This is a genomic window from Halomonas caseinilytica, from assembly GCF_001662285.1.
In the GTDB taxonomy this organism is placed as follows: Bacteria; Pseudomonadota; Gammaproteobacteria; order Pseudomonadales; family Halomonadaceae; genus Halomonas; species Halomonas caseinilytica.
This window is the reverse complement of sequence record NZ_BDEO01000007.1, coordinates 297,782-322,787: the sequence shown is the minus strand read 5'-3', so window position 1 is coordinate 322,787 and position 25,006 is coordinate 297,782. Positions and strand designations below refer to the sequence as shown.

General features: G+C 64.6%; 18 protein-coding genes. 11 read left to right on the top strand and 7 right to left on the bottom strand.

What is annotated here, in order from left to right; all coding sequences use genetic code 11:
• Nucleotides 1-81: 81 nt before the first annotated feature.
• The 5 genes from hslU to HSDC_RS09135 form a co-directional block, all read right to left on the bottom strand.
• The gene (gene hslU / locus HSDC_RS09155; RefSeq protein WP_064699621.1) at nt 82-1,404 is read right to left on the bottom strand and encodes an ATP-dependent protease ATPase subunit HslU; all 1,323 of its coding nucleotides are present in this window, start codon (nt 1,402-1,404) and stop codon (nt 82-84) included.
• A 2-nt stretch (nt 1,405-1,406) separates the two neighbouring features.
• Complete coding sequence (hslV, locus tag HSDC_RS09150; protein WP_064699620.1) at nt 1,407-1,925, bottom strand: ATP-dependent protease subunit HslV; 519 nt, start codon at nt 1,923-1,925, stop codon at nt 1,407-1,409.
• 141 nt (nt 1,926-2,066) lie between these two features.
• Nucleotides 2,067-2,807: an SPOR domain-containing protein gene (locus HSDC_RS09145; RefSeq protein ID WP_064699619.1), complete on the bottom strand. Its 741-nt coding sequence runs from the start codon at nt 2,805-2,807 to the stop codon at nt 2,067-2,069.
• Between the two features lie 3 nt (nt 2,808-2,810).
• Nucleotides 2,811-4,496 (bottom strand): arginine--tRNA ligase, encoded by a 1,686-nt coding sequence (argS, locus tag HSDC_RS09140; RefSeq protein ID WP_064699618.1) that lies wholly within the window; start codon nt 4,494-4,496, stop codon nt 2,811-2,813.
• Nucleotides 4,497-4,751: 255 nt separating this feature from the next.
• Nucleotides 4,752-6,968 carry a primosomal protein N' gene (locus HSDC_RS09135; RefSeq protein WP_170862765.1) on the bottom strand — a complete coding sequence of 739 codons (2,217 nt, stop codon included), beginning with the start codon at nt 6,966-6,968 and terminating at the stop codon, nt 4,752-4,754.
• A gap of 167 nt (nt 6,969-7,135) precedes the next feature.
• Here HSDC_RS09135 and rpmE point away from each other — a divergent pair, with 167 nt between their 5' ends.
• Nucleotides 7,136-7,348, top strand: a complete 213-nt coding sequence (rpmE, locus tag HSDC_RS09130; protein ID WP_064699616.1) for a 50S ribosomal protein L31 — start codon at nt 7,136-7,138, stop codon at nt 7,346-7,348.
• A 270-nt stretch (nt 7,349-7,618) separates the two neighbouring features.
• Nucleotides 7,619-8,887, top strand: a complete 1,269-nt coding sequence (locus tag HSDC_RS09125; protein ID WP_064699615.1) for a malic enzyme-like NAD(P)-binding protein — start codon at nt 7,619-7,621, stop codon at nt 8,885-8,887.
• Between the two features lie 291 nt (nt 8,888-9,178).
• Here HSDC_RS09125 and HSDC_RS09120 read toward each other — a convergent pair whose 3' ends face one another.
• Nucleotides 9,179-9,931 carry a DUF481 domain-containing protein gene (locus HSDC_RS09120; protein ID WP_064699614.1) on the bottom strand — a complete coding sequence of 251 codons (753 nt, stop codon included), beginning with the start codon at nt 9,929-9,931 and terminating at the stop codon, nt 9,179-9,181.
• 87 nt (nt 9,932-10,018) lie between these two features.
• Nucleotides 10,019-12,547: a penicillin-binding protein 1A gene (locus HSDC_RS09115; RefSeq protein ID WP_064699613.1), complete on the bottom strand. Its 2,529-nt coding sequence runs from the start codon at nt 12,545-12,547 to the stop codon at nt 10,019-10,021.
• 244 nt (nt 12,548-12,791) lie between these two features.
• Between HSDC_RS09115 and pilM the strand changes: the two genes are divergently transcribed.
• From pilM to HSDC_RS09070, 9 genes are all read left to right on the top strand, one after another.
• Nucleotides 12,792-13,778: a type IV pilus biogenesis protein PilM gene (gene pilM, locus HSDC_RS09110; RefSeq protein ID WP_244883830.1), complete on the top strand. Its 987-nt coding sequence runs from the start codon at nt 12,792-12,794 to the stop codon at nt 13,776-13,778.
• Entirely contained in the window at nt 13,775-14,323 is a 549-nt protein-coding gene (locus HSDC_RS09105) for a PilN domain-containing protein (protein ID WP_064699612.1), read from the top strand. The genes pilM and HSDC_RS09105 overlap by 4 nt, the downstream gene beginning before the upstream one ends.
• Nucleotides 14,320-14,940 carry a type IV pilus inner membrane component PilO gene (locus tag HSDC_RS09100; RefSeq protein WP_064699611.1) on the top strand — a complete coding sequence of 207 codons (621 nt, stop codon included), beginning with the start codon at nt 14,320-14,322 and terminating at the stop codon, nt 14,938-14,940. The genes HSDC_RS09105 and HSDC_RS09100 overlap by 4 nt, the downstream gene beginning before the upstream one ends.
• On the top strand, nt 14,937-15,449 hold the full coding sequence (locus tag HSDC_RS09095; protein WP_064699610.1) for a pilus assembly protein PilP: 513 nt from the start codon (nt 14,937-14,939) through the stop codon (nt 15,447-15,449). The genes HSDC_RS09100 and HSDC_RS09095 overlap by 4 nt, the downstream gene beginning before the upstream one ends.
• Before the next feature lie 47 nt (nt 15,450-15,496).
• Entirely contained in the window at nt 15,497-16,834 is a 1,338-nt protein-coding gene (locus HSDC_RS09090; protein WP_064699609.1) for a type IV pilus secretin PilQ, read from the top strand.
• On the top strand, nt 16,834-17,376 hold the full coding sequence (gene aroK, locus HSDC_RS09085) for a shikimate kinase AroK (RefSeq protein ID WP_064699608.1): 543 nt from the start codon (nt 16,834-16,836) through the stop codon (nt 17,374-17,376). The genes HSDC_RS09090 and aroK overlap by 1 nt, the downstream gene beginning before the upstream one ends.
• A gap of 4 nt (nt 17,377-17,380) precedes the next feature.
• Nucleotides 17,381-18,505, top strand: coding sequence for a 3-dehydroquinate synthase (aroB, locus tag HSDC_RS09080; RefSeq protein ID WP_064699607.1), 1,125 nt, complete (start codon nt 17,381-17,383; stop codon nt 18,503-18,505).
• A 435-nt stretch (nt 18,506-18,940) separates the two neighbouring features.
• The gene (gene gltB, locus HSDC_RS09075) at nt 18,941-23,389 is read left to right on the top strand and encodes a glutamate synthase large subunit (RefSeq protein ID WP_064699606.1); all 4,449 of its coding nucleotides are present in this window, start codon (nt 18,941-18,943) and stop codon (nt 23,387-23,389) included.
• Between the two features lie 37 nt (nt 23,390-23,426).
• A complete protein-coding gene (locus HSDC_RS09070; RefSeq protein WP_064699605.1) occupies nt 23,427-24,845 on the top strand; it encodes an FAD-dependent oxidoreductase in 1,419 nt (472 codons plus the stop codon).
• The last annotated feature ends 161 nt before the right edge of the window (nt 24,846-25,006 follow it).

Sequence of the window (25,006 nt, the reverse complement as noted above, 5' to 3'; positions counted from 1 at the left end):
GGGAAGGAAGAAGAAGGGCTCCTCTTCTTCCTTCAAGGCGCGAAGCGCCGATCTTCCTTCTCCAAGCGGCGCGGCCGCAGCTTAGAGGATATACCGCGAGAGGTCTTCGTCGACGGCGAGTTCGCCGAGTTGCGAGTCGACGTAGGCGGCGTCGATGGTCAGTGTCTCACCGAGGTCGGAACCCTTGAAAGAGGCGTCCTCGAGGAGTCGCTCCATCACCGTGTGCAGGCGGCGGGCGCCGATGTTCTCGGTGCCTTCGTTGACCTTCCAGGCGATCTCGGCAATGCGCTCGATGCCGTCGTCGGTGAATGCCACCTTGAGGCCCTCGGTGGCGAGCAGTGCCTCGTACTGGCGAGTCAGGGCTGCCGAGGGTTCGGTCAGGATGCGCTTGAAATCGTCCGGCGTCAGGGCGTTGAGCTCGACGCGGATCGGCAGTCGGCCTTGGAGTTCGGGGATCAGGTCCGAAGGACGCGACAGGTGAAAGGCACCGGAGGCAATGAACAGGATATGGTCGGTCTTCACCATGCCGTGCTTGGTGGAGACGCTGGAGCCTTCGATAAGCGGTAGCAGGTCGCGCTGCACGCCTTCGCGGGAGACCTCACCTCCACTGGATTGACCGCTTCCCTTGGCGACCTTGTCGAGCTCGTCGAGGAAGACGATGCCATGCTGCTCCACCGCCTCGATGGCGCGCTGCTTGATGTCGTCCTCGTTGACCAGCTTGGCGGCTTCCTCGTCGCGCAGCAGGGCGAAGGCGTCCTTGACCGCGACGCGGCGGGTCTCGGTCTTCTGCTTGCCCATGTTGGAGAATAGGCTCTGCAGCTGACTGGTCATTTCCTCCATGCCGGGCGGCGTCATGATGTCGATGCCCTGCCCCTGAGGCGTGACCTCGATATCGATTTCCTTGTCGTCGAGCTGGCCTTCACGAAGCTTCTTGCGGAAGGTCTGACGGGTCGCGTTGTCGGTGCGTGGTTGATCTTCCTGGCCGCGCGGTGGCGGCAGAAGGGCGTCGAGAATGCGATCCTCGGCGGCGTCCTCGGCCCGATGGCGCACTTCATCCTTGGCCTGTTCGCGGACCAGCTTGATGGCCGCCTCGGTGAGGTCGCGAATGATCGATTCCACGTCGCGGCCCACATAGCCCACCTCGGTGAACTTGGTCGCCTCGATCTTGATGAAGGGGGCGCCGGAGAGCTTGGCCAGGCGGCGGGCGATCTCGGTCTTGCCCACGCCGGTGGGGCCGATCATCAGGATGTTCTTGGGCGTGACTTCCTGACGCAGCTCTTCGTCGAGCTGCATGCGGCGCCAGCGGTTGCGCAGGGCGCTGGCCACGGCACGCTTGGCGTCCTGCTGGCCGATGATGTACTGGTCCAGGGCGTGGACGATCTCGCGGGGGGTCATCTGGGTCATGATCAGAGCTCTTCCAGCGTGACGTGGTGGTTGGTGAACACGCAGATGTCGCCGGCGATCTCCAGCGACTTCTCGGTGATCTCGCGGGCCGGCAGGTCGGTGTTGTCGAGCAGGGCGCGCGCCGAGGCCAGGGCATAGTTGCCGCCCGAGCCGATGGCGATGATGCCGCGCTCGGGTTCGACCACATCACCATTGCCGGTAATGATCAGCGAGGCGTGCTTGTCGGCCACCGCCAGCAGCGCCTCGAGGCGGCGCAGGGCGCGGTCGGTTCGCCAGTCCTTGGCCAGCTCGACGGCGGACTTGACCAGATTGCCCTGATACTTCTCGAGCTGGGCCTCGAAGCGCTCGAACAGGGTGAAGGCATCGGCGGTGCCGCCGGCAAAGCCGGCCAGTACCTGGCCACGGTAGAGGCGACGCACCTTGCTGGCGTTGCCCTTCATCACGGTGTTGCCCAGAGAAACCTGGCCATCGCCGGCCAGGGCCACCTGGTCGCCGCGACGCACGGAAACGATCGTGGTCATGGAGGGGACTCCTTAGGGGAGCTGGGCTCCCGATGACTTGCGGCGCCAGCTGGCTGGCGCCGTGAGAATGCGTTGTCCGAGTAGGTGCGGGCGGGGGGGAGGAAATTCAACCGCCTGGCGGGGCGGCAGAGCCGCCGCCACTCAGTTCTGCAGTTGGATCAGCAAGGGCTCGATGCCCTGGGTGACCATCAGGTCCTGGGCTCGGGTGAGCTCGTTGCGATCAGTATAGGGACCGGCCTGGACGCGGTGCCAGGTGGTGCCGTCGCCAGTCTTGACCTCGGTGATATTGGCCAGCAGGCCGAAGTTCTTGAGGCGATCGGCGAGCTGCCTGGCGTCGGCGGTCGAGCGGAAGGAGGCGGCCTGAAGCATGTAGCGTCCATCGGCCTCGATCTCCGGTTCGTCGGCCGAGGCTTCCGAGGATTGGGTAGTATTGGCGGCGATGACCTGGGCGATGGGATCGTCCGCCGAGGCCTGTGACTCGGAGGCCTCGTCCTGCGACGTCGACTCTTTACGTTTCGGCCGTGACGGCGGTGAGTCGGGCACCTGCCCGCCCGGCGCGACTACTTCGGATTCCGGCAGCAGGGTATAGAATTCGAAGGTCGGCATGGGCGACTCGTCCGATTTTGCGTCCTGTTCCTTGGACGTGTCGTCCTCCGGCGGCGTCTCGGATGACGGGGACTCCGACCTGGCCAGGGGCGTCTCCGGCGCCTCCTGCCAGGGCGCGGTGCCATGCTGGTGCTGGGAGATCAGAAAGCCGGCCACCAGACCGGCCAGCCCCCATAGCCATCCCGGCAGGCCACGACGTGGCGCCTTGCCCTTGGACGAGCGGCGTTGGCTGGTGGCGCCGCGCTTGCGTGGCGGGGTCTTCTTGCGGGTCGCCATGGATTACATCTCCTCGGGGGCGCTGACGCCCAGCAAGTCGAGTCCGTTGCGCAGTACCTGGCGCGCGGCCAGGCCCAGAGCCAGGCGGGCGTTGCGTTGAGCATCGTCCTCGACCATCACCTTCACCGCGTTGTAGCAGGTGTGGAATTCGGCAGCGAGATCCTGGAGGTACTGGGCGATCTGCTGGGGTTCCCGGGCAAGGGCGGCGCGCTCGACGACCTCGGGGTAGCGGGCCAGCCGGTTGAGCAGGGTCTTTTCCTGTTCGGCGTCGAGCAGGGCCAGGTTGTCGATGGCGAGTTCATGATCGAAGGGACGCTCATCGGCCTCGGCCTTGCGCAGCATGCTGCAGACCCGAGCGTGGGCGTACTGGACGTAATAGACAGGGTTGTCGTTGGACTGGGAACGGGCCAGGTCGATGTCGAAGGTCAACTGGGAGTCGGCGCGACGCGCGGCGAGGAAGAAGCGTGTGGCATCGCGTCCCACCTCGTCGATCAGGTCGCGCAGCGTGACGTAGCTGCCGGCGCGCTTGGAGAGCTTCACCTCGACGCCGGAGCGGGTGACCAGCACCATCTGGTGCAGTACATAGTCGGGCCAGCCGTCGGGGATGCCGGCTTCCAGTGCCTGGAGCCCGGCACGCACCCGGGTCACCGTGGAATGGTGGTCGGCTCCCTGCTCGTTGATTACGGTGGTGAAGCCACGCTCCCACTTGTTCAGGTGATAGGCGACGTCGGGCAGGAAGTAGGTGTAGTCGCCGTCGCGCTTGCGCATCACCCGGTCCTTGTCATCACCGAAATCGGTGGTGCGCAGCCAGGTGGCGCCCTCGTGCTCGTAGGTATGCCCCTTCTCCGCCAGGCGTTCGGCGGTGGCCGCGACCTTGCCGTCTCGATACAGCGAGGATTCCAGGAAGTAGACGTCGAACTCGACGCCGAAGGCGCGCAGGTCCAGATCCTGTTCACGGCGCAGATAGGCCACGGCGAAGTCGCGAATGGCGTCCAGGTCGTCCGGGTCGGCCTTGGCGGTGACATGTCGGTCATCGGCGTGGACGGTCTCGCCGGCCAGGTAGGCCTTGGCCACGTCGGTAATATAGTCGCCCCGGTAGCCGTCGGCGGGCCAGGCGTCGTCTTCGGGGGTGACGCCCCGGGCTCGGGCCTGCACCGATAGGGCCAGGTTGGTGATCTGGGCGCCGGCGTCGTTGTAGTAGAACTCGCGGGTGACATCGAAGCCCGAGGCTTCCAGCAGCCGGCTCAGGCAGTCGCCGATCGCGGCACCGCGGCCGTGACCGACGTGCAGCGGTCCTGTCGGGTTGGCAGAGACGAACTCCACCTGGACCTTCTGTCCCTGGCCCACCAGATTGCGCCCGAAGGCATCACCGCTGTCGAGCACCTCGCGGACCACCTGGGCGGCGGCGTCGGTGGCGGCGAAGAAGTTGATGAAACCGGGGCCGGCGATCTCGACCTTGCTGACGGCCTCGCTGGTGGGCAGGGCAGCCACCAGCTTCTCGGCCAGCTCGCGGGGCTTCAGGCCGGCTGGCTTGGCCAGCATCAACGCCAGATTGGTGGCGTAGTCACCGTGGGCCTTGTCCTTGGCGGGATCGACCTTGATGGTCGGGGCGAGCTCGGAGGGCAATACCGCCTGGCGCTGGAGGTCTTCCAGGGCGCGCTCCAGAAGCGAGATGATGGTGTCTTTCATGGAAAGTCTTCGATGTCCTGTGGCGCGGGCAGTCAGGGAGTGGCTGAAGGCATTGCCCGTATGGGCATTGCGTGCAGTGTCTCCTCGGTGCTCGCCCGTCTGTGGGCAATTGGCCGCATATTATCGACAATTGTGGGGCGGCTTTAAACCCTCGTCCCGGCTTTGCCGGGAGCTAGAAGCTGGAAGAACGGCGCCAGACGCCTTTAAGAGAGAAGGAATATCTCGACATCTTGGGGGGGGGCAGCCTTTCTTCCCTCAGGCCAGCGTCTGCGGGTCGATGTCCAGCGACCAGCGCACGCGCCTTGCGCTGGGTTCGGCTTCGAGCCAAGCGATGAGCCAGGCGCCGGCTTCATGGAGCCGGCTGCGCTTGTCAGCGCCGAGCATTACCTGCATGTGGTAGCGGTTCTGGCGGCGCTCCATGGGCGCGGGGACGGGGCCGAGACAGTCGACGTCCAGGCCGCGTTGCTCGATATGCTCTCGGGTCGCCTCGGCGACTCGCTCGCCGAGTGCGTTGACGTCGCTGTCGCGTGGGCTCTCCAGTCGCAGCAGGGCCAGAAAGCGAAAAGGGGGCAGGCTGGCGGCGCGCCTTTCCTCGAGCAGTTGTTCGGCCAGGGCGTCGTATCCCCGGTCCGCCAGGAGCTTGAGATTGGGGTCGTCGGGATGCAGGGTCTGCACCAGGACGCGGCCGGGATGGGAGGCCCGGCCGGCGCGGCCGGCGACCTGCTCGAGAAGCTGGGCGCTGTGCTCCAGGGCGCGGAAGTCGCTGGCATAGAGGCCGGCGTCGGCATTGACCACGACCACCAGGTTGACGTGGGGCAGATGGTGGCCCTTGGCCAGCATCTGAGTGCCTACCAATAGGCAGGGCTCGCCCCGGCGCACTTCGCCGAGGGTGCGCTCCAGGGCGTCGCGTCGCCGGGTGCTGTCGCGATCGATGCGATGCACCGGTAGGTCGGGGAAGCGTTGCGCCAGGGTTTCCTCGGTGCGTTCGGTGCCGCTGCCCAGCGGGCGGAGGTCGGCGCTGCCACAATCGGGGCAGGCGTCGGGCAGGCCCTGTCGATGGTCGCAATGGTGGCAGGCCAGCATCGCTGGCTGGCGATGCAGGGTCATGTGGGCATCACAGTGAGTACACTCGGCCAGCCAGCCACAGGCGTGGCAGGCCAGCGTGGGAGCGAAACCGCGGCGGTTGATGAATACCAGCACCTGGTGGCCGGCGTTCAGTGTCGTCGTGATGGCGTCGAGCACCGGAGCGATCAGGCCGCCTTGGCGAGGGCGGCCGCGCAGATCGACCAGTTCCAGGCGGGACGGGGCGTGGCGGCTGGCACGGCGCGTCAGGCGCAGGTGGCGATAATCGCCGGCCCGCGCGCGCTGCAGTGACTCCAGAGACGGCGTGGCGCTGCCCAGCACCACCGGAATGCCGTGGTGGTGGGCGCGGATCACCGCCAGGTCCCGAGCGTGATAGCGCAGCCCTTCCTGTTGCTTGAAGGAGCCGTCGTGTTCTTCGTCGACAATGATTGCGCCGGGGCGGGCCAGGGGGGTGAAGATCGCCGAGCGGGTGCCGATGACGATGGGCGCCCGACCGCTGGCAGCGGCTTCCCAGGCATCCAGGCGTTCATGATCGGTGAGGCCGGAGTGCAGTGCCACCACCGGTACCTGAAAGCGTTTCCGGAAGCGTTCCAGGGTCTGGGGCGTCAGTCCGATCTCAGGGACCAGGACCAGGGCCTGGCGTTGTCGTCCGACGACCGCTTCGATCAGTTGCAGGTAGACCTCGGTCTTGCCGCTGCCCGTGACACCGTGCAGCAGGCAAGGGTGGAAGCGGTCCAGCCCTTCGTGGAGCGCCGCCATGGCGGCGGCCTGCTCGCCGTTCAAGGGCAAGGCCGGCTCGGCAAGCGAGGGACCTTTCGGTGGGCCGCTGCCGGTGACGGGCTCTTCGTGACGCTCGATGAGTCCCTTGTTGACCAGTGCCTTGAGTTGCTCGCGGGTGAAGGACTGGGCCAGTACGGCCTGGGTGACCAGGCCATGCGGGTGCTGGCGCAGCATGGTCAGCAAGGCGGCCTGCCGCGGGGCGCGCTCGAGTCCTGCCGGAGCGTCGGCTTGCCCTGCCGGCGTCACGGTCCAGCGCTCGCGGGTGCGTGCCGTCAGGGCACGGCCCTGTCGCAGCAGGGCGGGCATGGCATGGTGCAGGGTATCGCCGGGGGCGTGCTGATAGTAGCGAGCGGTGAAGCGGCACAGCCATAGCCAGTCGTCGGGCAAGGGAACGTCGTCCAGGCGGGCGTCGATCGGTTTGAGGTCGGACAACGGGAGCTCGCTGTCGTCACGACATTCGATGACCACGCCGACCACCTGGCGTCGCCCGAAGGGCACGCGTACTCGCAGGCCCGGTTGCCAGCCGTCCGACGGAGCCGGCCCCGTCGGGCGATAGTCGAACAACCGGCGCAATGGCGAAGGAATGGCGACACTCAATACACGGGGCATGGAGCGGGGAGAATCGGACAATTGGCCTCCGGTGCCGGCTCTGCTAGAATGCTCCGCCGCCGCGTCACCCTGTGATGATGCGGGCAGCCGGTTTGCACGTTCCGATAAACCGTATGCGGTGCCTGGCAGAAGATCAGGTGGCGGCATACAGCTTTGCGAGGCTCAAGATGAAACAAGGTATCCACCCGAATTACAAGACGGTCAGCGCGACCTGTTCCTGCGGCGCCACCTTCGAGGTGGGCTCCACTGCCGGCCAGGAGCTGTACCTGGACGTCTGCTCTCAGTGCCATCCCTTCTACACGGGCAAGCAGAAGCAGGCCACTACCGGTGGCCGTGTCGAGCGCTTCAACAAGCGCTTTGGTGCTGCTCTCAAGCGCTGAGCCGATCCTTTGCGGCCGCTTGCCGCCGCGATTGACGAGAAGAACCCGCCCCTTGGAGGCGGGTTCTTTTTTTGCCGGTGACATCGTGTCGGCAGGTTGCGGCGCAGCAATAAAGAATGCGTTATGGCTAAGCTGTTTGTCATAAGTTTCATCAAATGGATGTCATCATCGCTGAATTGGCGGAAAAACTTGCCTAGTTTCATTAAGTTGAGAAATGGAAGTTTTTTCTATAATCTGGATATCCATTGAATCGCAGATCGGATCCTCAGCATGACAGACGCGAAGAGACAGGCAGCGCTGGACTATCACGCGAAACCCATTCCCGGGAAGCTGTCGGTAGAGTTGACCAAGCCCACCGCTACCGCACGGGATCTCGCCCTGGCCTACAGCCCGGGCGTGGCGGAGCCGGTCCGCGAGATCGCGCGAGACCCGGAAAATGCCTATCTCTATACCGGCAAGGGAAATCTCGTTGCTGTCATTTCCGACGGTAGCGCCATTCTAGGCCTGGGCAATCTCGGGCCCCTGGCCAGCAAGCCGGTCATGGAAGGCAAGGGCGTGTTGTTCAAGCGCTTCGCCGGCATCAATTCCATCGATCTCGAGGTCAATGCCGAGAGCCCCCAGGCCTTCATCGATACCGTGGCACGCATCGCCGATAGCTGGGGCGGCATCAATCTCGAGGACATCAAGGCGCCGGAATGTTTCGAGATCGAGCGCGCCCTGGTCGAGCAGTGCAACATCCCGGTATTCCACGATGACCAGCATGGCACTGCCATCGTGACCGCGGCAGGAATGCTCAATGCCCTGGACATCGCCGGCAAGTCGCTGGAGAACGCCAAGATCGTCTGCCTGGGCGCCGGTGCGGCGGCCATCGCTTGCATGAAGCTGCTGGTTGCCTGCGGGGCGCACGCCGAGAACCTGGTGATGCTGGATCGCAAGGGGGTGATCCACAGCGGTCGCGAGGATCTCAATCAGTACAAGGCGATGTTCGCCGTCGATACCGACAAGCGCACCCTGGATGACGCCATTGAAGGGGCCGATGTCTTTGTCGGGCTGTCCGGCCCTGGTCTGATGAACGAAGAGCATATCCGCCGGATGGCGGACAATCCGGTGGTGTTTGCCTGCACCAATCCCGATCCGGAGATTCATCCTGATCTGGCACGGGAGACGCGCCCGGACGTGATCATGGCCACGGGGCGCTCGGATTATCCCAATCAGGTCAATAACGTGCTGGGCTTTCCCTTCATCTTCCGGGGGGCCCTGGATGTGCGAGCGACCCGTATCAACGAGGAAATGAAGGTGGCGGCGGTCCATGCGTTGAAGGACCTGGCCCGCGAGCCCGTGCCTCAGGCGGTGCTGGAGGCCTACGACAAGGAATCCATGAGGTTTGGTCGTGACTACATCATTCCCACGCCGGTCGATGTCCGCTTGCTCGAGCGGGTTTCCTCGGCGGTCGCGCAGGCGGCGGTGGATTCCGGCGTGGCACGTCGCCCTTATCCTGCCCATTATCCGCTGAAGACGGTGGATGATGTCTATGGGTAGTACTGCTTAAACGCCTGCGCGTGCAAATCACTGGTTTATAGTCGCCATCCTTGGCGACTACCCTACGAGCCCGTCTAAAAGACGGTTCAAATTCGTTCCTGGCGAATTGGTACGCGGTGCGCGAAAGCTCGCCTAACGACATGTTATGTCTCGCTTTCTGTGCTCCGGGCACCTTGTGCTTCGCGACGCTCGGCTATTTATTCAGCATTTCCATGCGGCGGCTGACCCGTGATTCCGTGTAATGCATGTCGACGCCGCCGGCCCCAGGGCCGGTGGCGTCGTCATTATGGTTCACCAGTCGTAGACCAGCGAGGCGGTGGTGGTGTGATCGGTCTTGGCCATTGCATCCTCGGGAGGTCGAGAGTTGTGCTCGATCTCATGAGAGAGCTTGAGGGCCAGATGATCGTTGAGACTGGCGGTCAGCGAGGACAGGGCGCGCGATGTGAGGTTCTCGCGCGTGTGTTCAAGGGAGAGCTCCTGGCCGAAGGAGGCCGTCTCGGAAATCTTCCACTGATAATCCAGGGCGCCGTAGGCCACGGCCAGGTTGCGATCATCCGTATCCGGCAAGCTGTCGTGACGGTAGCCCGGCCCGACTTCCAGGGCCAGCGTCTGTCGGTCGTCGTTCAGCATGCGGCGACCATAACCGGCGATGGCGGTGATCTGGTAGTTGTAGCCACTGAAGCGATCCTTGTCCCAGCGCGTGAAACCAAACAGATAATCCGAGCCGTTGAGATCGTAGCGCTCGCGGGCGGTCGCCTGATAGCGTTCGGCACTGGTCTCGTCGTCCTGAGTGACGTGGCGTATTTCGCCGCGCAGGCTGTGCGTGAAGGGGCCTGTCAGCCAGGCCAGGTGGCCCTTGGTGATCAGTGTCTGGCTATCGGTGTTGCCGGAAAGGCTGGTGTAGCCGAGCTCAGCCGTACCACTCCAGGTGGGGGCGTCCTGCTCGGGTGGCGGTGGCGAATAGAAGGGGCGGGCGCTGGCATCGCCGACGAGCGCCAGCAATCCCAGGCCGGCCCACAGGAAATGGCGCACCTTGAGACGCATGATGATCTCCCGGTCATCGTGAATGAAAGCGGGGTGACGTCCAGGCGATGAGAGGGGCGGCGTCCTGCCGCCCCATCCATGGTTGGATCAGAAGATGGCTTCGTAGATGCCGGTACCCTGTGAGCCGCTTTCCTGCTCGACTTCCCGTTCCACGCGACGTGGCTGGTAGCCGGGCAGGTGGTCGGCGCGGAACAGCTCCGTTATGCCGCCGCCCTGGTCATCACGCAGCAGGCGGCCGGTGTCGGGGTCCACGCGTCTTTCGACGACATCCTCGGGGCGCTCGGGAATCCGCTCCGGGCGACCGTCGAGGGCCTGTCCCATGAAATCGACCCAGATCGGCAGGGCGGCCTGGGAGCCGTATTCGGCGGTGGGCGAGTTGTCGTCCTTGCCCACCCAGACGGTCGTCGCGAGGTCCATGTTGAAACCGGCGAACCAGGCGTCGCGCTGGTCGTTGGTGGTGCCGGTCTTGCCGACGATGTCTTCTCGTTCCAGGGCCAGGGCGCCTCGTGCGGTGCCGCTTTCGACCACTTCACGAAGCATGTCGCGGAGGATGTAGACCGAGGATGGAGCGGCGACGCGCGGTGCGACCCGATAAGTCTCGCCATCGATCTCGGTGGTCGTCTGGTCGGACGTGCAATCGCGGCAGGCCACCTTGGGGTCGGCCTTCTCCACCAGGGAATGGTGTTCGCCGCGGGTCACGCGCTGGATGAACCAGGGCTGGATGCGGAAGCCGCCGTTGGCGAGTGTCGCATAGGCGCGGGTCATCTCCAGGGGCGTCAGGCTGGCGCTGCCCAGGGCAAGGGAGAGGCCGTGAGGCAGGCGCTCCGGGTTGAAGCCGAATTCATCGAGGAATTCGAGGGTGCGATCGAGCCCCAGAGACTGCAGCAGGCGGATCGTGACCAGGTTGCGGGAACGGGCCAGCCCTTCGCGTAGCCGGGTCGGACCCAGAAAATCGCCGCTGGAGTTGCTGGGACGCCACAGCTCGTTGCTGCCGTCCTGCATGACCACGGGGGCATCGTTGATCACGGTGGCCGGGGTCACGTCGCCGCTGTCGAGCCCCGCCAGGTAGATGAACGGCTTGAAGATGGAGCCGGATTGGCGGCGGGCCTGAACGGCGCGATTGAACTTGCTGGCGTCGAAGTCAAAGCCGGCTTGGAGCGCCAGGATGGCCCCCGTCCGAGGATCCATGACGACCAGCGAGCCCTGAGCGTCGGGCTGCTGGGAAAGCCGCCAGCTGCCGTCCTCGCGTTGCATGATGCGCACCAGCGAGCCGGGAGCGGCGATGTCGGCGGCACTGTTGGGCGCGGCACCGCGGCTGCGCGCACTGAGGTAGGGGCGGGCCCAGTCGAGGCCGTCCCAGTCGAGGGTCTTGATCTCCTTGTCGCTGGTCAGCACGCGCATCTCGCGCCCCTCGCTCTCGACCACGATGGCCGGTTGTAGCGGACCGAGCTCAGGAGTGCGCTCGAGCACCTGCAGCCAGTTGCTGACGTCGCCTTCGATGCCTTCGACCGTGGTCTGGCTGCGTTCGGCGGCGCGACGCGCGGTCTGCATGACTTCCGGTGATTCGGAGAGTTCTTCCTCCAGTCCCTGGCGCTCCGTGCGTTCCTGGGCTTCCGCGATACTGCGGGGGATGTCGGTCTGTTCGGGACCACGCCAGCCGTGACGGGTGTCATAGGCGATCAGGCCGTTGGCCAGGGCCTGCCGGGCCATGGGCTGGAGTTTGCTGTCGAGGGTCGTCGTGATGCGGTAGCCCCCGGTGTAGGCCTTGTCGCCGAAACGCTCGGTGGCGAACTGGCGCGCCATTTCGGCAACATAGTCGGCCCGGACTTCGGCCTTGGCGACATGGCGCCGCGCGGTGATCGGTGCCTGAACGGCTTCCTCATAGGCGGCTTGATCGATGAAGCCAAGATCTCGCATGCGGTACAGGATCCAGTTGCGGCGGATCAGGGCGCGCTCGGCGTTGGCTAACGGATTGAAGGTAGAGGGAGCCTTGGGCAGGCCGGCGATCATGGCCTGCTCGGCCAAGGTCAATTCGGCCAGCGGCCGATCATAGTAGACCTCGGCGGCAGCGGCGATGCCGTAGGAGCGATGGCCGAGGAAGATCTTGTTGACGTAGAGCTCGAAGATATCTTCCTTGCTGAGGATCTGTTCCATCTCCAGCGACAGCAGGATCTCGCGAACCTTGCGGATATAGGTGCGGTCGAGGGTCAGCAGGTAGTTGCGCGCGACCTGCATGGTGATGGTCGACCCGCCCGACTGAATGGCACCGCCGCTGGCGACCAGCTCGACGGCGGCGCGGGCCAGCCCCTTGGGGTCGACGCCGTGGTGGTCGAAGTAGCTGGAATCCTCGGCGGCCAGCAGGGCCTGGACCATGCCCTGGGGAATTTCGTCGAACTCCACTGGCAGGCGTCGTTCTTCACCGAACTCGCCGATCAGCTTGCCGTCGCGGGTGAAGATGCGCAGCGGGGTCTGCAGCTCGAAGTCCTCTAGCTGGCGGACGTCCGGTAGTCCCGGGGCGAAATACAGTGCCGCGCCGACCACGGCCAGCACCGAGGCGGTGGCAAGTGAAACCAGCAGCCAGAGTGCTGAGAAAACCAGGGTTCTGAGGAACTTCATGAAAACGCGGTATCCGTGCTGAGAACGAGAACGTCGTAGCGAGGTGCGAAGCGTGGTCGTGCAATGCGAAGGCCATTATAGGAAGACGATGCAGGGACCACCAGCGTTGACAGGTGGCGACAGTCTCTTTGTGCGAAATTTGCCATTTGCATCTAACCTTCTAGAATGGGCTTGCGATGGTGATCGCCGAGGCGCAGGGAGGCGCTGGAGGTCCGTGGCATGACTCGCACCGGGGGTGTGAGCAGTGTTGCACTTCAAAACAGCCGTCAAGGGATTGATCGGTGTCGATATCGGCTCGACGGCCGTCAGGCTCGTCGAGTTGCGCTGCATGGGTGGCGAGCCACGGGTTTCGGGCCATGGTGTCGTACCCTTGCGCGCGGGTGCGGTGATCGAGCATCGTATTCAGGATGATGATGCCGTCGTCGACGCCCTGTCGCGTGCCTTGGCAGATATCTCCCCCCTCGGCAAGCGAGCCTGTGCCGCGGTGCCGGCCGAGGCCGCCATCGTCAAGACCCTGAACCTGCCCGCCTCGCTCGGCGAGGACGATATCGAGTCCCGCCTTCAACTCGAATCCGACAAGCATATTCCGTTTCCGTTCGGTGAAGTTGCCTTCGATTTTCAGCCGCTGGGGCGGCTCGACGACGATGCCGATCTGCAATCGGTGTTGCTGGTCGCTTGCCGTCGCCTTACCGTCGAGCAGCGCGCCGAGCTGTTGACCCGTGCCGGTCTCATGCCCGTGGCCGTGGATGTCGATACCTTTGCCGTGGAACGGGCAATGACCGCGCTCGGGGCCGGCTTCGCACCGCCTGCCGATGACACGGAGGGAATGGCGCTGGTGGATGTCGGCGCCGACGGCAGCGCGTTCTATATTCTGCATCGTGGGCGCGTCGTCTACCGCCATGATATGGCGCTGGACGGGCGGGAGCTGATCGAAGAGAGGCGTATCCCCGAGGACTTTGTCGCATCCCTGGCCCGGCAGGTCGGGAGGGCCTTGCAACTCTATTACACCGCGGGGCGGTGCTGTGTCGTGCGTCGCCTTTCCCTGGTGGGGCGTGCCGGCATGTTGCCGGGGGTCGCGGAGTGTCTGGCGGAAGAAAGCGGCATGCAAGTGACGGTGCTCAATCCGCTGGATGGCGTGCGACCGCACCCGCGCGTCGATGACCGTTCGCTGGCCAGGGATGCGCCGGAGCTGTTGATCGCCCGTGGCCTGGCGATGCGGGGGCGGGCATGAGCATCGAGATCAATCTGCTGCCGTGGCGCGATTGGCGTCGGGAGCGGCGCCAACGACGCTGGCGCGTCATGCTGTTGTGCGCGCTGCTGCTCGGCGTGGCGACGGGGTATGGAGCGGAGCGCTATTACGCCTCTGTTCTCGATGCACAACGGCAGCGTCATGCCCTCATCGAGCGTCATGCCCAGGCGTTACGCCCCGCTGTCCTGGCCGCCGAGCGTCAGCGCCGGCGCATCGCGGACCTGGAGCAGCGCCAGGCGGCGTTGCAAGAGCACCTCGACAGGCGTGCGGAGGTCCTGGACATCTTCAATGGGCTGGCCGGCACGCGGGTGGATGGCGTGCGCTATTCGGCCCTCGAACAGCGGGAAGCGCTGCTGGTATTACGGGGCTCGGCCGACAGCCATCGGCGGATCGCCACGCAACTCCAGGCCCTGGAGGCGTCCTCTGTCTTTGCAGCGCCCTCCTTGTCGGAAGTGGAGCCCTTCTCGGGTGGATGGCGTTTCCGGTTGAGCGTGGTGCTCGCCAACTGGGGAGAGCGTTCGATATGAGCTGGAAAGCCGTCAGGCAGCGTCTGGAAAGCCTGGAGTGGCGCGAGCTGGACGTTCGCGACGCCGGCCATTGGCCCCTTGGCCTGCAGGGGGTGTGCTGCGGGATCATTGCGGTCGTGCTGGGGAGCGTGAGTTATGCGTATCTGGCGGTGCCGACCATCACGGCGCTGGAGGATGCGCGTCGCGAGGAGCACGCCTTGCTGGAAGCCTATCGCGATGATGCCGAGCGCGCGGCCCACTTGCCGGAACTGCGTGAGACAGTGGCGGCGCTCGAGAAGCGGCTGGCCGATATGACGCCCCTCTTTCCCGAGTCGGCCGACATGACGTCGCTGATCGACGACATCGGGACAATGGCGCAGGAGCGTCGGTTGGATATCGAGGCGATACGGCTCGGAGCCGCCGAAGAGGCGGCGTTTGTGGTCGTTCATCCCATCTCGATTCGCGTGACGGGCTCCTATCATCGGCTCGGCGGCTTCATCGGCGATGTCGCCAATCTGCCACGCCTGGTGACCCTGCATGACGTGCGGCTGGCGATAGTCGATGGCCGGCCGAGGCTATCGGCACATGCCCGGGCTTACAGTGCCCGCATGCCGGGCGGCGGGGAGAAGAGTGAATGACACGATGGGGGCGAGTGGGGCTGCTGGGGCTGGCGGTATTGTCGGCGGGCTGTCAGGACGCGGGTCTCGAAGCCCTGGAACGGCGCCTCGAGGCTTGGCGTGTCGATGCCGTTGCCCCGGCCAGGCAGGCATTGCCGGCAGCGCCTGAAGAGGAGGTCATGAGCTATCGCTTTGCCGACGCTCCGAGCCCTTTTGCGGTCCCGGAATCAGGGGAGGGGCGTGCCGATGTGGGTGAGGTGGCGTCGCGGGAGGTGTCGCGGACGCCGCTCGAGGATCTGACAATCGAGGCGCTGAATCTGGTGGGAATCCTGAGGATCGCGGACGAGGCCTGGGCGTTGGTGAGAACGCCGGAGGGGCGGGTGCACCGAGTGGGGGTTGGTGCTCGTCTCGGACGACATCGAGGTCGCATCGTCGCGATCGGCGAGGCGGAGGTTCGTCTGGTGGTGAGGCATCCCGATGGCAACGGGGATTGGAGCGAGCGTGACGTCACTCTGGCACTGGATAGCTGAGGGTTGAGTGACGGTGGCGTCGTGGTGACAGCATGGAGGCTGGCAATATGGCAAGAGTGCGAAATGGTGCGGTGGGCGCTGTCGTGCTGGTGATGATGCTCACCGCGGCGTTGTCCCGTCAGGTGTGGGCAGAGGCGGCTGCCGATGCGGCAGTTGATGATGGCGTGCCGCCGATTTCGCTCAACCTCCGGGATGTCTCGATACGTACCGCGCTGGCGGCCATTGCCGATGTCACCGGCCTCAACCTGGTGGCCAGCGACAGCGTGTCGGGGCGAGTAACCTTGAATCTGGTGGATGTGCCCTGGCAGCAGGCCTTGGCCTTGATTCTCGAAAGTCATGGATTGGCCAGTCGTCGGCGGGGCAATGTCATCATGGTGGCGCCCGCTGCGGAGCTGGCCAGGCGGGGCCGGCAGGAAGCGCTGGCTGGGAGTGCGATCGAGCCTCCCTTGGTGACCGAGCACCTGCGGATCAAGTATGCCAAGGCGATGGATCTGGCGGACATGCTGCGGGGCGAGACCGGGATCGGCCTGTTGACGCAGCGCGGTCGGGTCGCCGTGGATGCACGGACCAATACGCTGCTGGTGCAGGACACCGCCGATCGCGTTGCCGCGATTCGGCGGATGCTGGCGCGTCTCGATGTGGCGGTGCGGCAGGTGCGCATTGAGGCGCGCATCGTCATCGCTCGGGATAGTGTGGCGCGTGAGCTCGGCATCGACTGGGGAGTGTCCGCCAACGAAGGGCATTCTCCAAATGGGATCAATGCCGCTGGTGCCTCCAGCGGCATTGCCGAGGATGGAGGACTGGCCGTGGACCTTGGAAGCGCTCGTTCTCCGGGCACCACCTTCGGTTTCGGCTACTTGTCCGGGGACGTGCTGCTCGACCTGGAATTGCGCGCCCTGGAAAGCGAGGGCAAGAGCCGCATTATCTCCCAGCCTCGGGTGATCACCGCCAATCAGCGTACTGCACTGATCAAGCAGGGCACCGAGATTCCCTATCAGGAGGCGACGTCCAGCGGCGCCACCAATGTCGAGTTCAAGGAAGCCGTGCTGTCCCTGGAGGTCACGCCCCAGATCACGCCGGATGATCGCATCATCATGGAACTCGCGATCAACAACGACACCGTGGCTCAAGAGACCTTCGGTGGCGCGCCGGCCATCGATACCAACCAGATTGCCACCCAGGTACTGGTCGACGACGGCGATACCGTGGTGCTCGGCGGGATTCTCACCACCGAGCAGGTGCGCCAGTTGTTCAAGACGCCCCTGCTGGGGGATCTACCGATGCTCGGCCACTTATTTCGCTATACCGAGAACAGCAGCGATCAGGTAGAGTTGTTGGTATTCATTACGCCCCGAATACTGGACGACAACCTGGCGACTCACTGATGCCGGCATTACCCAACCTGATCCTGGTCGGTCCCATGGGGGCCGGGAAAAGTACCATCGGCCGCCTGCTGGCGGCCGACCTGTCACGAGACTTCCTCGACAGCGATCACGAGATCCAGGCGCGCTGCGGCGCCGATATTCCCTGGATCTTCGATGTGGAGGGCGAATCGGGCTTTCGCGACCGCGAGTCCCAGATGATCCGGGAGCTGGCCGAGCGTGAACAGGTGGTCATCGCGACGGGCGGCGGGGCCGTGCTGCGCGAGGAGAATCGTCGGGTGCTGCGCGAAAGCGGTACCGTGATCTATCTCTATACCACCGTGAACCAGCAGCTTCGGCGGACTGCGAAGGATCGCAATCGCCCGCTGTTGCAGCGCGACGACCGCCGCCAGGTGCTCGAGGAGATGTTCGTGCTGCGCGATCCGCTCTACCGGGCCACGTCCGACATCATCGTGCGTACCGACCGGCGGGGGCCGCGTGCCGTGGCCAGCGATATCCTGCGTCGCGTGGAGCGGCTGGTCGATCCACTCCAATGCAAGGCCTGATGCCATGACGCAATCCCATGATGCCACGCAATCCCATGATGCCCTGAGCACCCTTCGGGTGGCGTTGGGCGAACGCAGCTACCCCATCCACATAGGACCGGGTCTGCTGGGCGATTCCCGGTGGCTGACGCCCCATCTTGCCGGCCGCCAGGTGATGGTGGTCACCAACGAGACGGTGGCGCCCTTGTACCTGGACGCGTGCAAGCGCGGCCTGCCGGACGATCTGGACGTGCATGAGCTGGTGTTGCCGGACGGTGAGGCAACGAAGACGCTGGCGAGTGTCGAGCGTATCTGGGACGCTCTGCTGGCGGCCGGGTTCAATCGGCGCTGTACCCTGATCGCCCTGGGGGGCGGCGTGATCGGCGACATGGTCGGCTATGCCGCTGCCAGCTATCAGCGTGGTGTGGCCTTCATCCAGGTGCCCACGACCCTGCTGGCCCAGGTGGATTCCTCGGTCGGTGGCAAGACCGGTGTCAATCATCCTCGTGGCAAGAACATGATCGGTGCCTTCTGGCAGCCTCGGGCGGTGCTGATCGACACGGATACCCTGGCGAGCCTGCCGCCTCGTGAACTGTCTGCCGGGCTCGCCGAGGTCATCAAGTATGGCCTGATTCGGGATGCCGGCTTCCTGTCCTGGCTCGAGGAGCGGATGCCGGCGCTGCGAGGCCTGGATGCCGCTTCCCTGACAGCCGCCATCGAAAGAAGCTGCAGTCTCAAGGCCGAGATCGTCGCCGAGGACGAGACGGAGCAGGGGGTGAGGGCACTGCTCAACCTGGGGCACACCTTCGGTCATGCCATTGAGGCGCATCAGGGGTATGGGAACTGGCTGCATGGTGAGGCCGTGGGGGCCGGCATGCTGATGGCAGCGGGGTTGTCGCATCGGCTGGGTTGGCTCGAGGAGGCCGATGTAGCGCGGGTTCGTTCGATTCTCGAGGCTGCAGCATTGCCGCTGGCAGCACCGGCTGACATGGGCGAGTCGGACTTTCTGTCGCTCATGCGCCTGGACAAGAAGAATGTGGATGCGCGCTTGCGCTTGATTCTGTTGCGCCGTCTCGGCGATGCCTGCGTTCATGACGAGACGCCCCCCGAGATGCTGAAAGAGTTGCTGGAGACCTTTCCTCGTCAATAAAGCAGGAACTGGCCCGAGTGCTGTCGACGACGCCCGCGCGAATAGCGCGGGCGTCGTCGTCATGGGGGAGTGTATAGGTGGTGACTTGCAAGAATTCGCATGCCATATGCCATATCGGCATGGCGGTTCGAGGCATTGTGCGACTAAAGTCTTATTAGTGATTTTGTATCTCAAAGGGTGCTCAAGGTGTTTTGCAAGCCGTTGAGTTGGTAGGGGTTTTTTGTTGATCGTCCGTGCAAGTCACGGATTTGATGGAGAAAATGCGGAGATATAGGGGCGAAGGCCGTTGCGTCGTGGGAGGGGGCTGGCTATTCTGGTCGGCCTTTTGCCGTGCAGTATAAAGAGCCAAATAGTGGTTCTGTGTAAAAAGAAAAACATTAAAATATAACACATAAAATCTGCCAATAAAACACTCTTCGTAGCTGAGGCACGTCCATGAACCGAGGTCTCCACCAGCCCGACGAATTCCGTGACAACTGTGGGTTCGGCTTGATCGCCCACATGGAGGGGCAGGCCAGCCACGACTTGCTGAAGACTGCCATCGAGTCGCTGACCTGCATGACGCATCGCGGCGGTATCGCCGCCGATGGCAAGACCGGCGACGGCTGCGGCCTGTTGTTGAAAATGCCCGAGTCCTTCATGCGCGAGGTGGCGCAGGAGGTGCTTGGCATCGAGCTGGGCGAGCGTTTCGCTGTCGGCTCGATCTTCCTGCCCGACGACGATGCCCGGGAGGCTCGGGGCCGGGAGACGTTGGAAGCCGAATTGACCCGGCGAGGGCTCAAGGTGCTGGGCTGGCGCGAGGTGCCGGTGGACCCCAGTGTCTGCGGTCCCATGGCGCTGGATTGCCTGCCGCGTATCCGGCAGTTGTTCGTCGAGCCCGGCGAATCCACCGGTGACACCTTCGATGTCGATCTGTTCATGGCGCGCCGTCATGCCGAGCAGGCGTTGCGCGATGACGAGGACTTCTATGTCTGTTCGCTGTCGCCCGAGGTGGTGTCCTACAAGGGCCTGGTGATGCCGGTGGATCTTCCCGCCTTCTATCACGATCTGGGCGATGCGCGCCTGGAGACGGCCATCTGCGTCTTCCACCAGCGTTTCTCCACCAATACTGCACCGCGCTGGCCCCTGGCCCAGCCGTTCCGGCTGCTGGCCCACAACGGCGAGATCAATACCATCCAGGCCAACCGTGGCTGGGCCAACTCGCGCAAGGAAAACTTCACCAGCGACAGGCTGCCCGACATTGCCGAGCTCGACGAGATCGTCAATACCACCGGTTCCGACTCCTCGAGCATGGACAACATGCTCGAGGTACTGCTCACCGGCGGCATGGATCTGCATCGCGCGGTGCGTATGATGGTGCCGCCGGCCTGGCAGAACGTCGAGATCATGGACGGCGACCTGCGCGCCTTCTATGAGTACAACTCCATGCATGCCGAACCCTGGGACGGGCCGGCCGGCGTGGTCATGACCGACGGTCGCCAGGCGGTCTGCATGCTCGACAGGAACGGGTTGCGCCCGGCGCGCTGGGTCATCACCCGCAACGGCTACATCACCCTGGCCTCGGAAATCGGCACCTACGACTACAAGCCCGAGGACGTGGTGGCCAAGGGGCGGGTCGGTCCGGGACAGATCCTGGCCGTGGATACCGCGACCGGCGAAGTCCTGCACACCGAGGATATCGACTCGCGGCTCAAGTCGGCCTATCCCTACAAGCGTTGGCTCAAGCAGGAGGCCAGCTACCTGGAGTCGGCGCTCACCGAGCTGGCGCGGTTCCAGAACATGGATGCCGACGCCCTGGCCGTGCAGCAGAAGATGTTCCAGATCAGCTTCGAGGAGCGCGATCAGATCCTGCGTCCGCTGGCGGAAAGCGGTCAGGAGGCCGTGGGCTCCATGGGCGACGACACGCCCATGGCGGTGCTCTCCAGCAAGCAGCGGTTGTTGACCGACTATTTCCGGCAGAAGTTCGCCCAGGTCACCAATCCGGCCATCGACCCGCTGCGCGAGTCGATCGTGATGTCGCTGGAAAGTTGCATCGGCGCCGAGCGCAATGTCTTCAAGGCAACGCCGGAACATGCGCATCGCCTGATCCTGACCACACCGGTGCTGTCGCCGCGCAAGTTCACGGCGCTGGTCTCCCAGGAAGACCCGGCCTTTGCCAGCCATACGCTGTCGTTGGCCTATGACCCCGAGACCACGGGGCTGAAGGGGGCCTTGCAGGCGCTTTGCGCCGAGGCCGAGAAGGCTGCCCGCGGCGACAAGGTACTGCTGGTGCTGTCCGACGCCGGTCTGGAGAAGGGGCAACTGCCCATTCACGCCGCTCTGGCAGTGGGGGCGGTGCATCATCACCTTGGCCGCCTGGCGCTGCGGCCTCGCGTCAACCTGATCGTCGAGACCGGTTATGCTCGCGATGCCCATCAGATGGCGGTGCTGTTCGGGGTCGGGGCCACGGCGGTCTATCCCTGGCTGGCCTATCAGGTCATGGCCGACATGCACCGTACCGGTGAGCTGGTCGGCAATCCTGCCGATGCCCGGGAGAACTATCGCAAGGGGCTGCAGAAGGGGCTGTTCAAGATTCTCTCCAAGATGGGGATCTCGACGCTGGCCTCCTATCGTGGCTCCCAGTTGTTCGAGGCCGTGGGGCTGGCCTCCGAGGTCATGGACATGTGCTTTGCCGGCATGGCCTCGCGCATCGAGGGCACCGGCTTTGCCGAGCTGCAGTTGCAGCAGGAGTTGCTGGCCAAGGATGCCTGGAAGCCGCGCAAGAGCATCTCGCACGGTGGCTTGATGAAGTACGTGCACGGGCACGAATATCACGCCTACAACCCGGATGTGATCAAGGCGCTGCAGGAGGCCGTCCAGGAAGGCGATTACGCCAAGTGGAAGAAGTTTGCGTCGCTGGTCAACGACCGCGACCCGGCCACCATTCGTGACCTGCTGCGGCTCAAGCCTGCCGAGACGCCGCTGCCGCTGGAGGAGGTGGAGCCCGTCGAGAACTTGCTACCGCGCTTCGACAGTGCCGGCATGTCGCTCGGCGCCCTGTCGCCGGAGGCCCACGAGGCCCTGGCCCAGGCCATGAACGAGACCGGCGGGCGCTCCAACTCCGGCGAGGGGGGCGAGGATCCGGCCCGCTACGGCACCATCCGCAGTTCCAAGATCAAGCAGATCGCCTCCGGGCGTTTCGGCGTCACGCCGGCCTACCTGGCCAATGCCGAAGTACTGCAGATCAAGGTGGCCCAGGGCGCCAAGCCCGGGGAGGGCGGTCAGTTGCCCGGTGGCAAGGTCAACGAGCTGATCGCCCGGTTGCGCTATGCGGTGCCCGGTGTGACGCTGATCTCGCCACCGCCGCACCATGACATCTACTCCATCGAAGACCTGGCGCAGCTGATCTTCGACCTCAAGCAGGTCAATCCCGATGCCCAGGTCTCGGTCAAGCTGGTGTCCGAGCCCGGCATCGGTACCATCGCCACCGGCGTGGCCAAGGCCTATGCCGATCTGATCACCGTCTCCGGCTATGATGGCGGCACGGCGGCAAGCCCGCTGACCTCGATCAAGCACGCCGGCAGCCCTTGGGAGCTCGGCCTGCCCGAGGTCCACCAGGCGCTGCGCATCAATGGCCTGCGCGACAAGATTCGCCTGCAGACCGATGGTGGCCTGAAGACCGGACTGGACGTGATCAAGGCGGCGATCCTCGGCGCCGAGAGCTTCGGCTTCGGTACCGCCCCGATGGTTGCTCTGGGCTGCAAGTACCTGCGTATCTGCCACCTCAACAACTGCGCCACCGGTGTCGCCACTCAGCACCAGGCCCTGCGTGACGAGCATTTCCGCGGCACGGTGGACATGGTCAAGCACTACTTCCGGTTCATTGCCGAGGAAGTGCGCGAGCTGATGGCTATGCTGGGTGTGCGCCAGCTCACCGACTTGATCGGACGCACCGACCTGCTCGAGGCCATCGAGGGGGTGACGGCTTCCCAGCGCCGGCTGGACCTGTCGCCGCTGATGACCAACGACTTCGTGCCGGCCGAGGCGCCGCAGTTCTGCCGCGTCGAGCGCAACGTGCCCCATGATCCGGGGGCCAAGAACCAGGAGGTGCTTCAGGCTCTGAAGGCGGCCATCGAGGACAAGTCCGGCGGAGAGTTCGCGTTTTCCATCACCAACTGCGATCGCTCCGTGGGAGCGCTGGCCTCCGGAACCATCGCCAAGCGTTATGGTGAAGCGGGGCTCGAGGATGCGCCGGTGACCGCGCGCTTCCGTGGCGTGGCCGGCCAGAGCTTCGGGGTCTGGAATGCCCGTGGCCTCCACCTCTACCTGGAAGGCGATGCCAACGACTACGTCGGCAAGGGCATGAACGGTGGTCGGGTGGTGATCGTGCCGCCGCGCGAGAGTCGTTTCGAAAGCCACAAGACGGCGATCATCGGCAATACCTGCCTGTATGGCGCCACCGGCGGCAAGCTGTTTGCCGCCGGTACCGCCGGCGAGCGCTTCGGGGTGCGCAATTCCGGTGCCCAAGCGGTAATCGAAGGCGCCGGCGATCACTGCTGCGAATATATGACCGGTGGTCTAGTCGCCGTGCTCGGCGAGACCGGTGTCAACTTCGGCGCTGGCATGACGGGAGGCTTTGCCTACGTGCTCGACGAGGACCGAACCTTCGTCGACAAGTACAACCACGAACTGGTGGAGATCCACCGGGTCAATACCGAGGCCATGGAGGCCCATCGTCGACACCTGAGGGAAGTCATCGAAGAGTTCGTCGCCGAGACCGGCTCGCAGCGCGGCCGCGACATCCTCGAGGACTTCAGCGACTTCATTCGCCACTTCTGGCTGGTGAAACCCAAGGCGGCGAGTCTCGCCAGCCTGCTGGACCAGTCCCGGCGCCAGCCGGAGTGAATGAGGCGATCAGGTTCGTACCAGAGGAGCACAGAACATGGCCAACCGCTTGAACAACGATTTCCAGTTCATCGACGTGGGTCGTCAGGACCCCGAGAAGAAGCCGGCTCGCACTCGAGCGAAGCAGTTCGCCGAGATCTACGAGCCGTTCAAGCCCCAGGACGCGGCCGCCCAGGCGCACCGCTGCCTGCACTGCGGTAATCCCTACTGCGAGTGGAAGTGCCCGGTGCACAACTACATCCCCAACTGGCTGCAACTGGTCAGCGAGGGCAACATCCTGGAGGCCGCCGAGCTTTCCCACCGCACCAATTCGCTGCCGGAGGTGTGTGGCCGGGTCTGTCCCCAGGATCGGCTGTGCGAAGGCGACTGTACGCTCAACGACGGCTTCGGCGCGGTGACCATCGGCTCGGTGGAGAAATACATCACCGATACCGCCTTTGCCATGGGCTGGCGCCCGGACATGTCCAAGGTAGAGTGGACCGACAGGAAAGTGGCGATCATCGGGGCCGGCCCGGCAGGGCTAGGCTGTGCCGACATCCTGGTGCGCAACGGGGTCAAGCCGGTGGTGTTCGACAAGTATCCCGAGATCGGTGGCCTGCTGACCTTCGGCATTCCCGAGTTCAAGCTCGAGAAGACCGTGATGGAGCGGCGCCGGGCGGTGTTCGAAGAGATGGGCGTGGAGTTCTGCCTCGGTGTCGAGATCGGGCGCGACATGCCCTTCGAGCAACTGCTCGAGGAGTACGATGCCGTTTTCCTCGGCATGGGCACCTACAAGTACATGGAGGGTGGCTTCCCTGGCGAGGACCTGCCGGGCGTGCACAAGGCGCTCGATTATCTGATTGCCAACGTCAACCACTGCCTGGGCTTCGAGAACGACCCGGGGGACTATGTGTCCCTCGAGGGCCAGAAGGTCGTGGTGCTGGGCGGCGGCGACACCGCCATGGACTGTAATCGGACGGCCATCCGCCAGGGCGCGGCGTCCGTGACCTGCGCCTATCGCCGTGACGAGGACAACATGCCCGGCTCGCGCAAGGAAGTGGCGAACGCTCGCGAGGAAGGTGTGGAGTTCCTGTTCAACCGCCAGCCGGTGGCGGTGATCGGCGAGGATCGAGTCGAGGGCATCAAGGTGGTGCGCACTCGTCTCGGCGAGCCCGACGAGAACGGTCGCCAGCGTCCCGAGGTCGTGCCCGGCTCCGAAGAGGTGGTGCCTGCCGATGCGGTGGTCATCGCCTTCGGTTTCCAGCCGAGTCCGGCGCCCTGGTTCGAGACCGTGGGCATCGAGCTCGACGAGAAGGGCCGGGTCAAGGCGCCCGAGGAAGGTGCCTACGCCTTCCAGACCACCAACGAGAAGATCTTCGCCGGCGGCGACATGGTGCGTGGCTCGGACCTGGTGGTGACTGCCGTGTTCGAAGGCCGTCAGGCGGGCGAAGGCATCCTCGATTATCTGGATGTGTAAGCCCTGGACGCTGTTCAGGAGAGGGAAGGGGGAAAAAGAGGGAAGAACGCCCGGACGTTGTCCGGGCTGGAAGGGGGAAGAAAACCCGAACACCGAGCTGGCAGTCTGTAACTCGACGTTTGCGGCGGAAGCACTGATGGTCGGCGGCGCCGGTGGCAGTT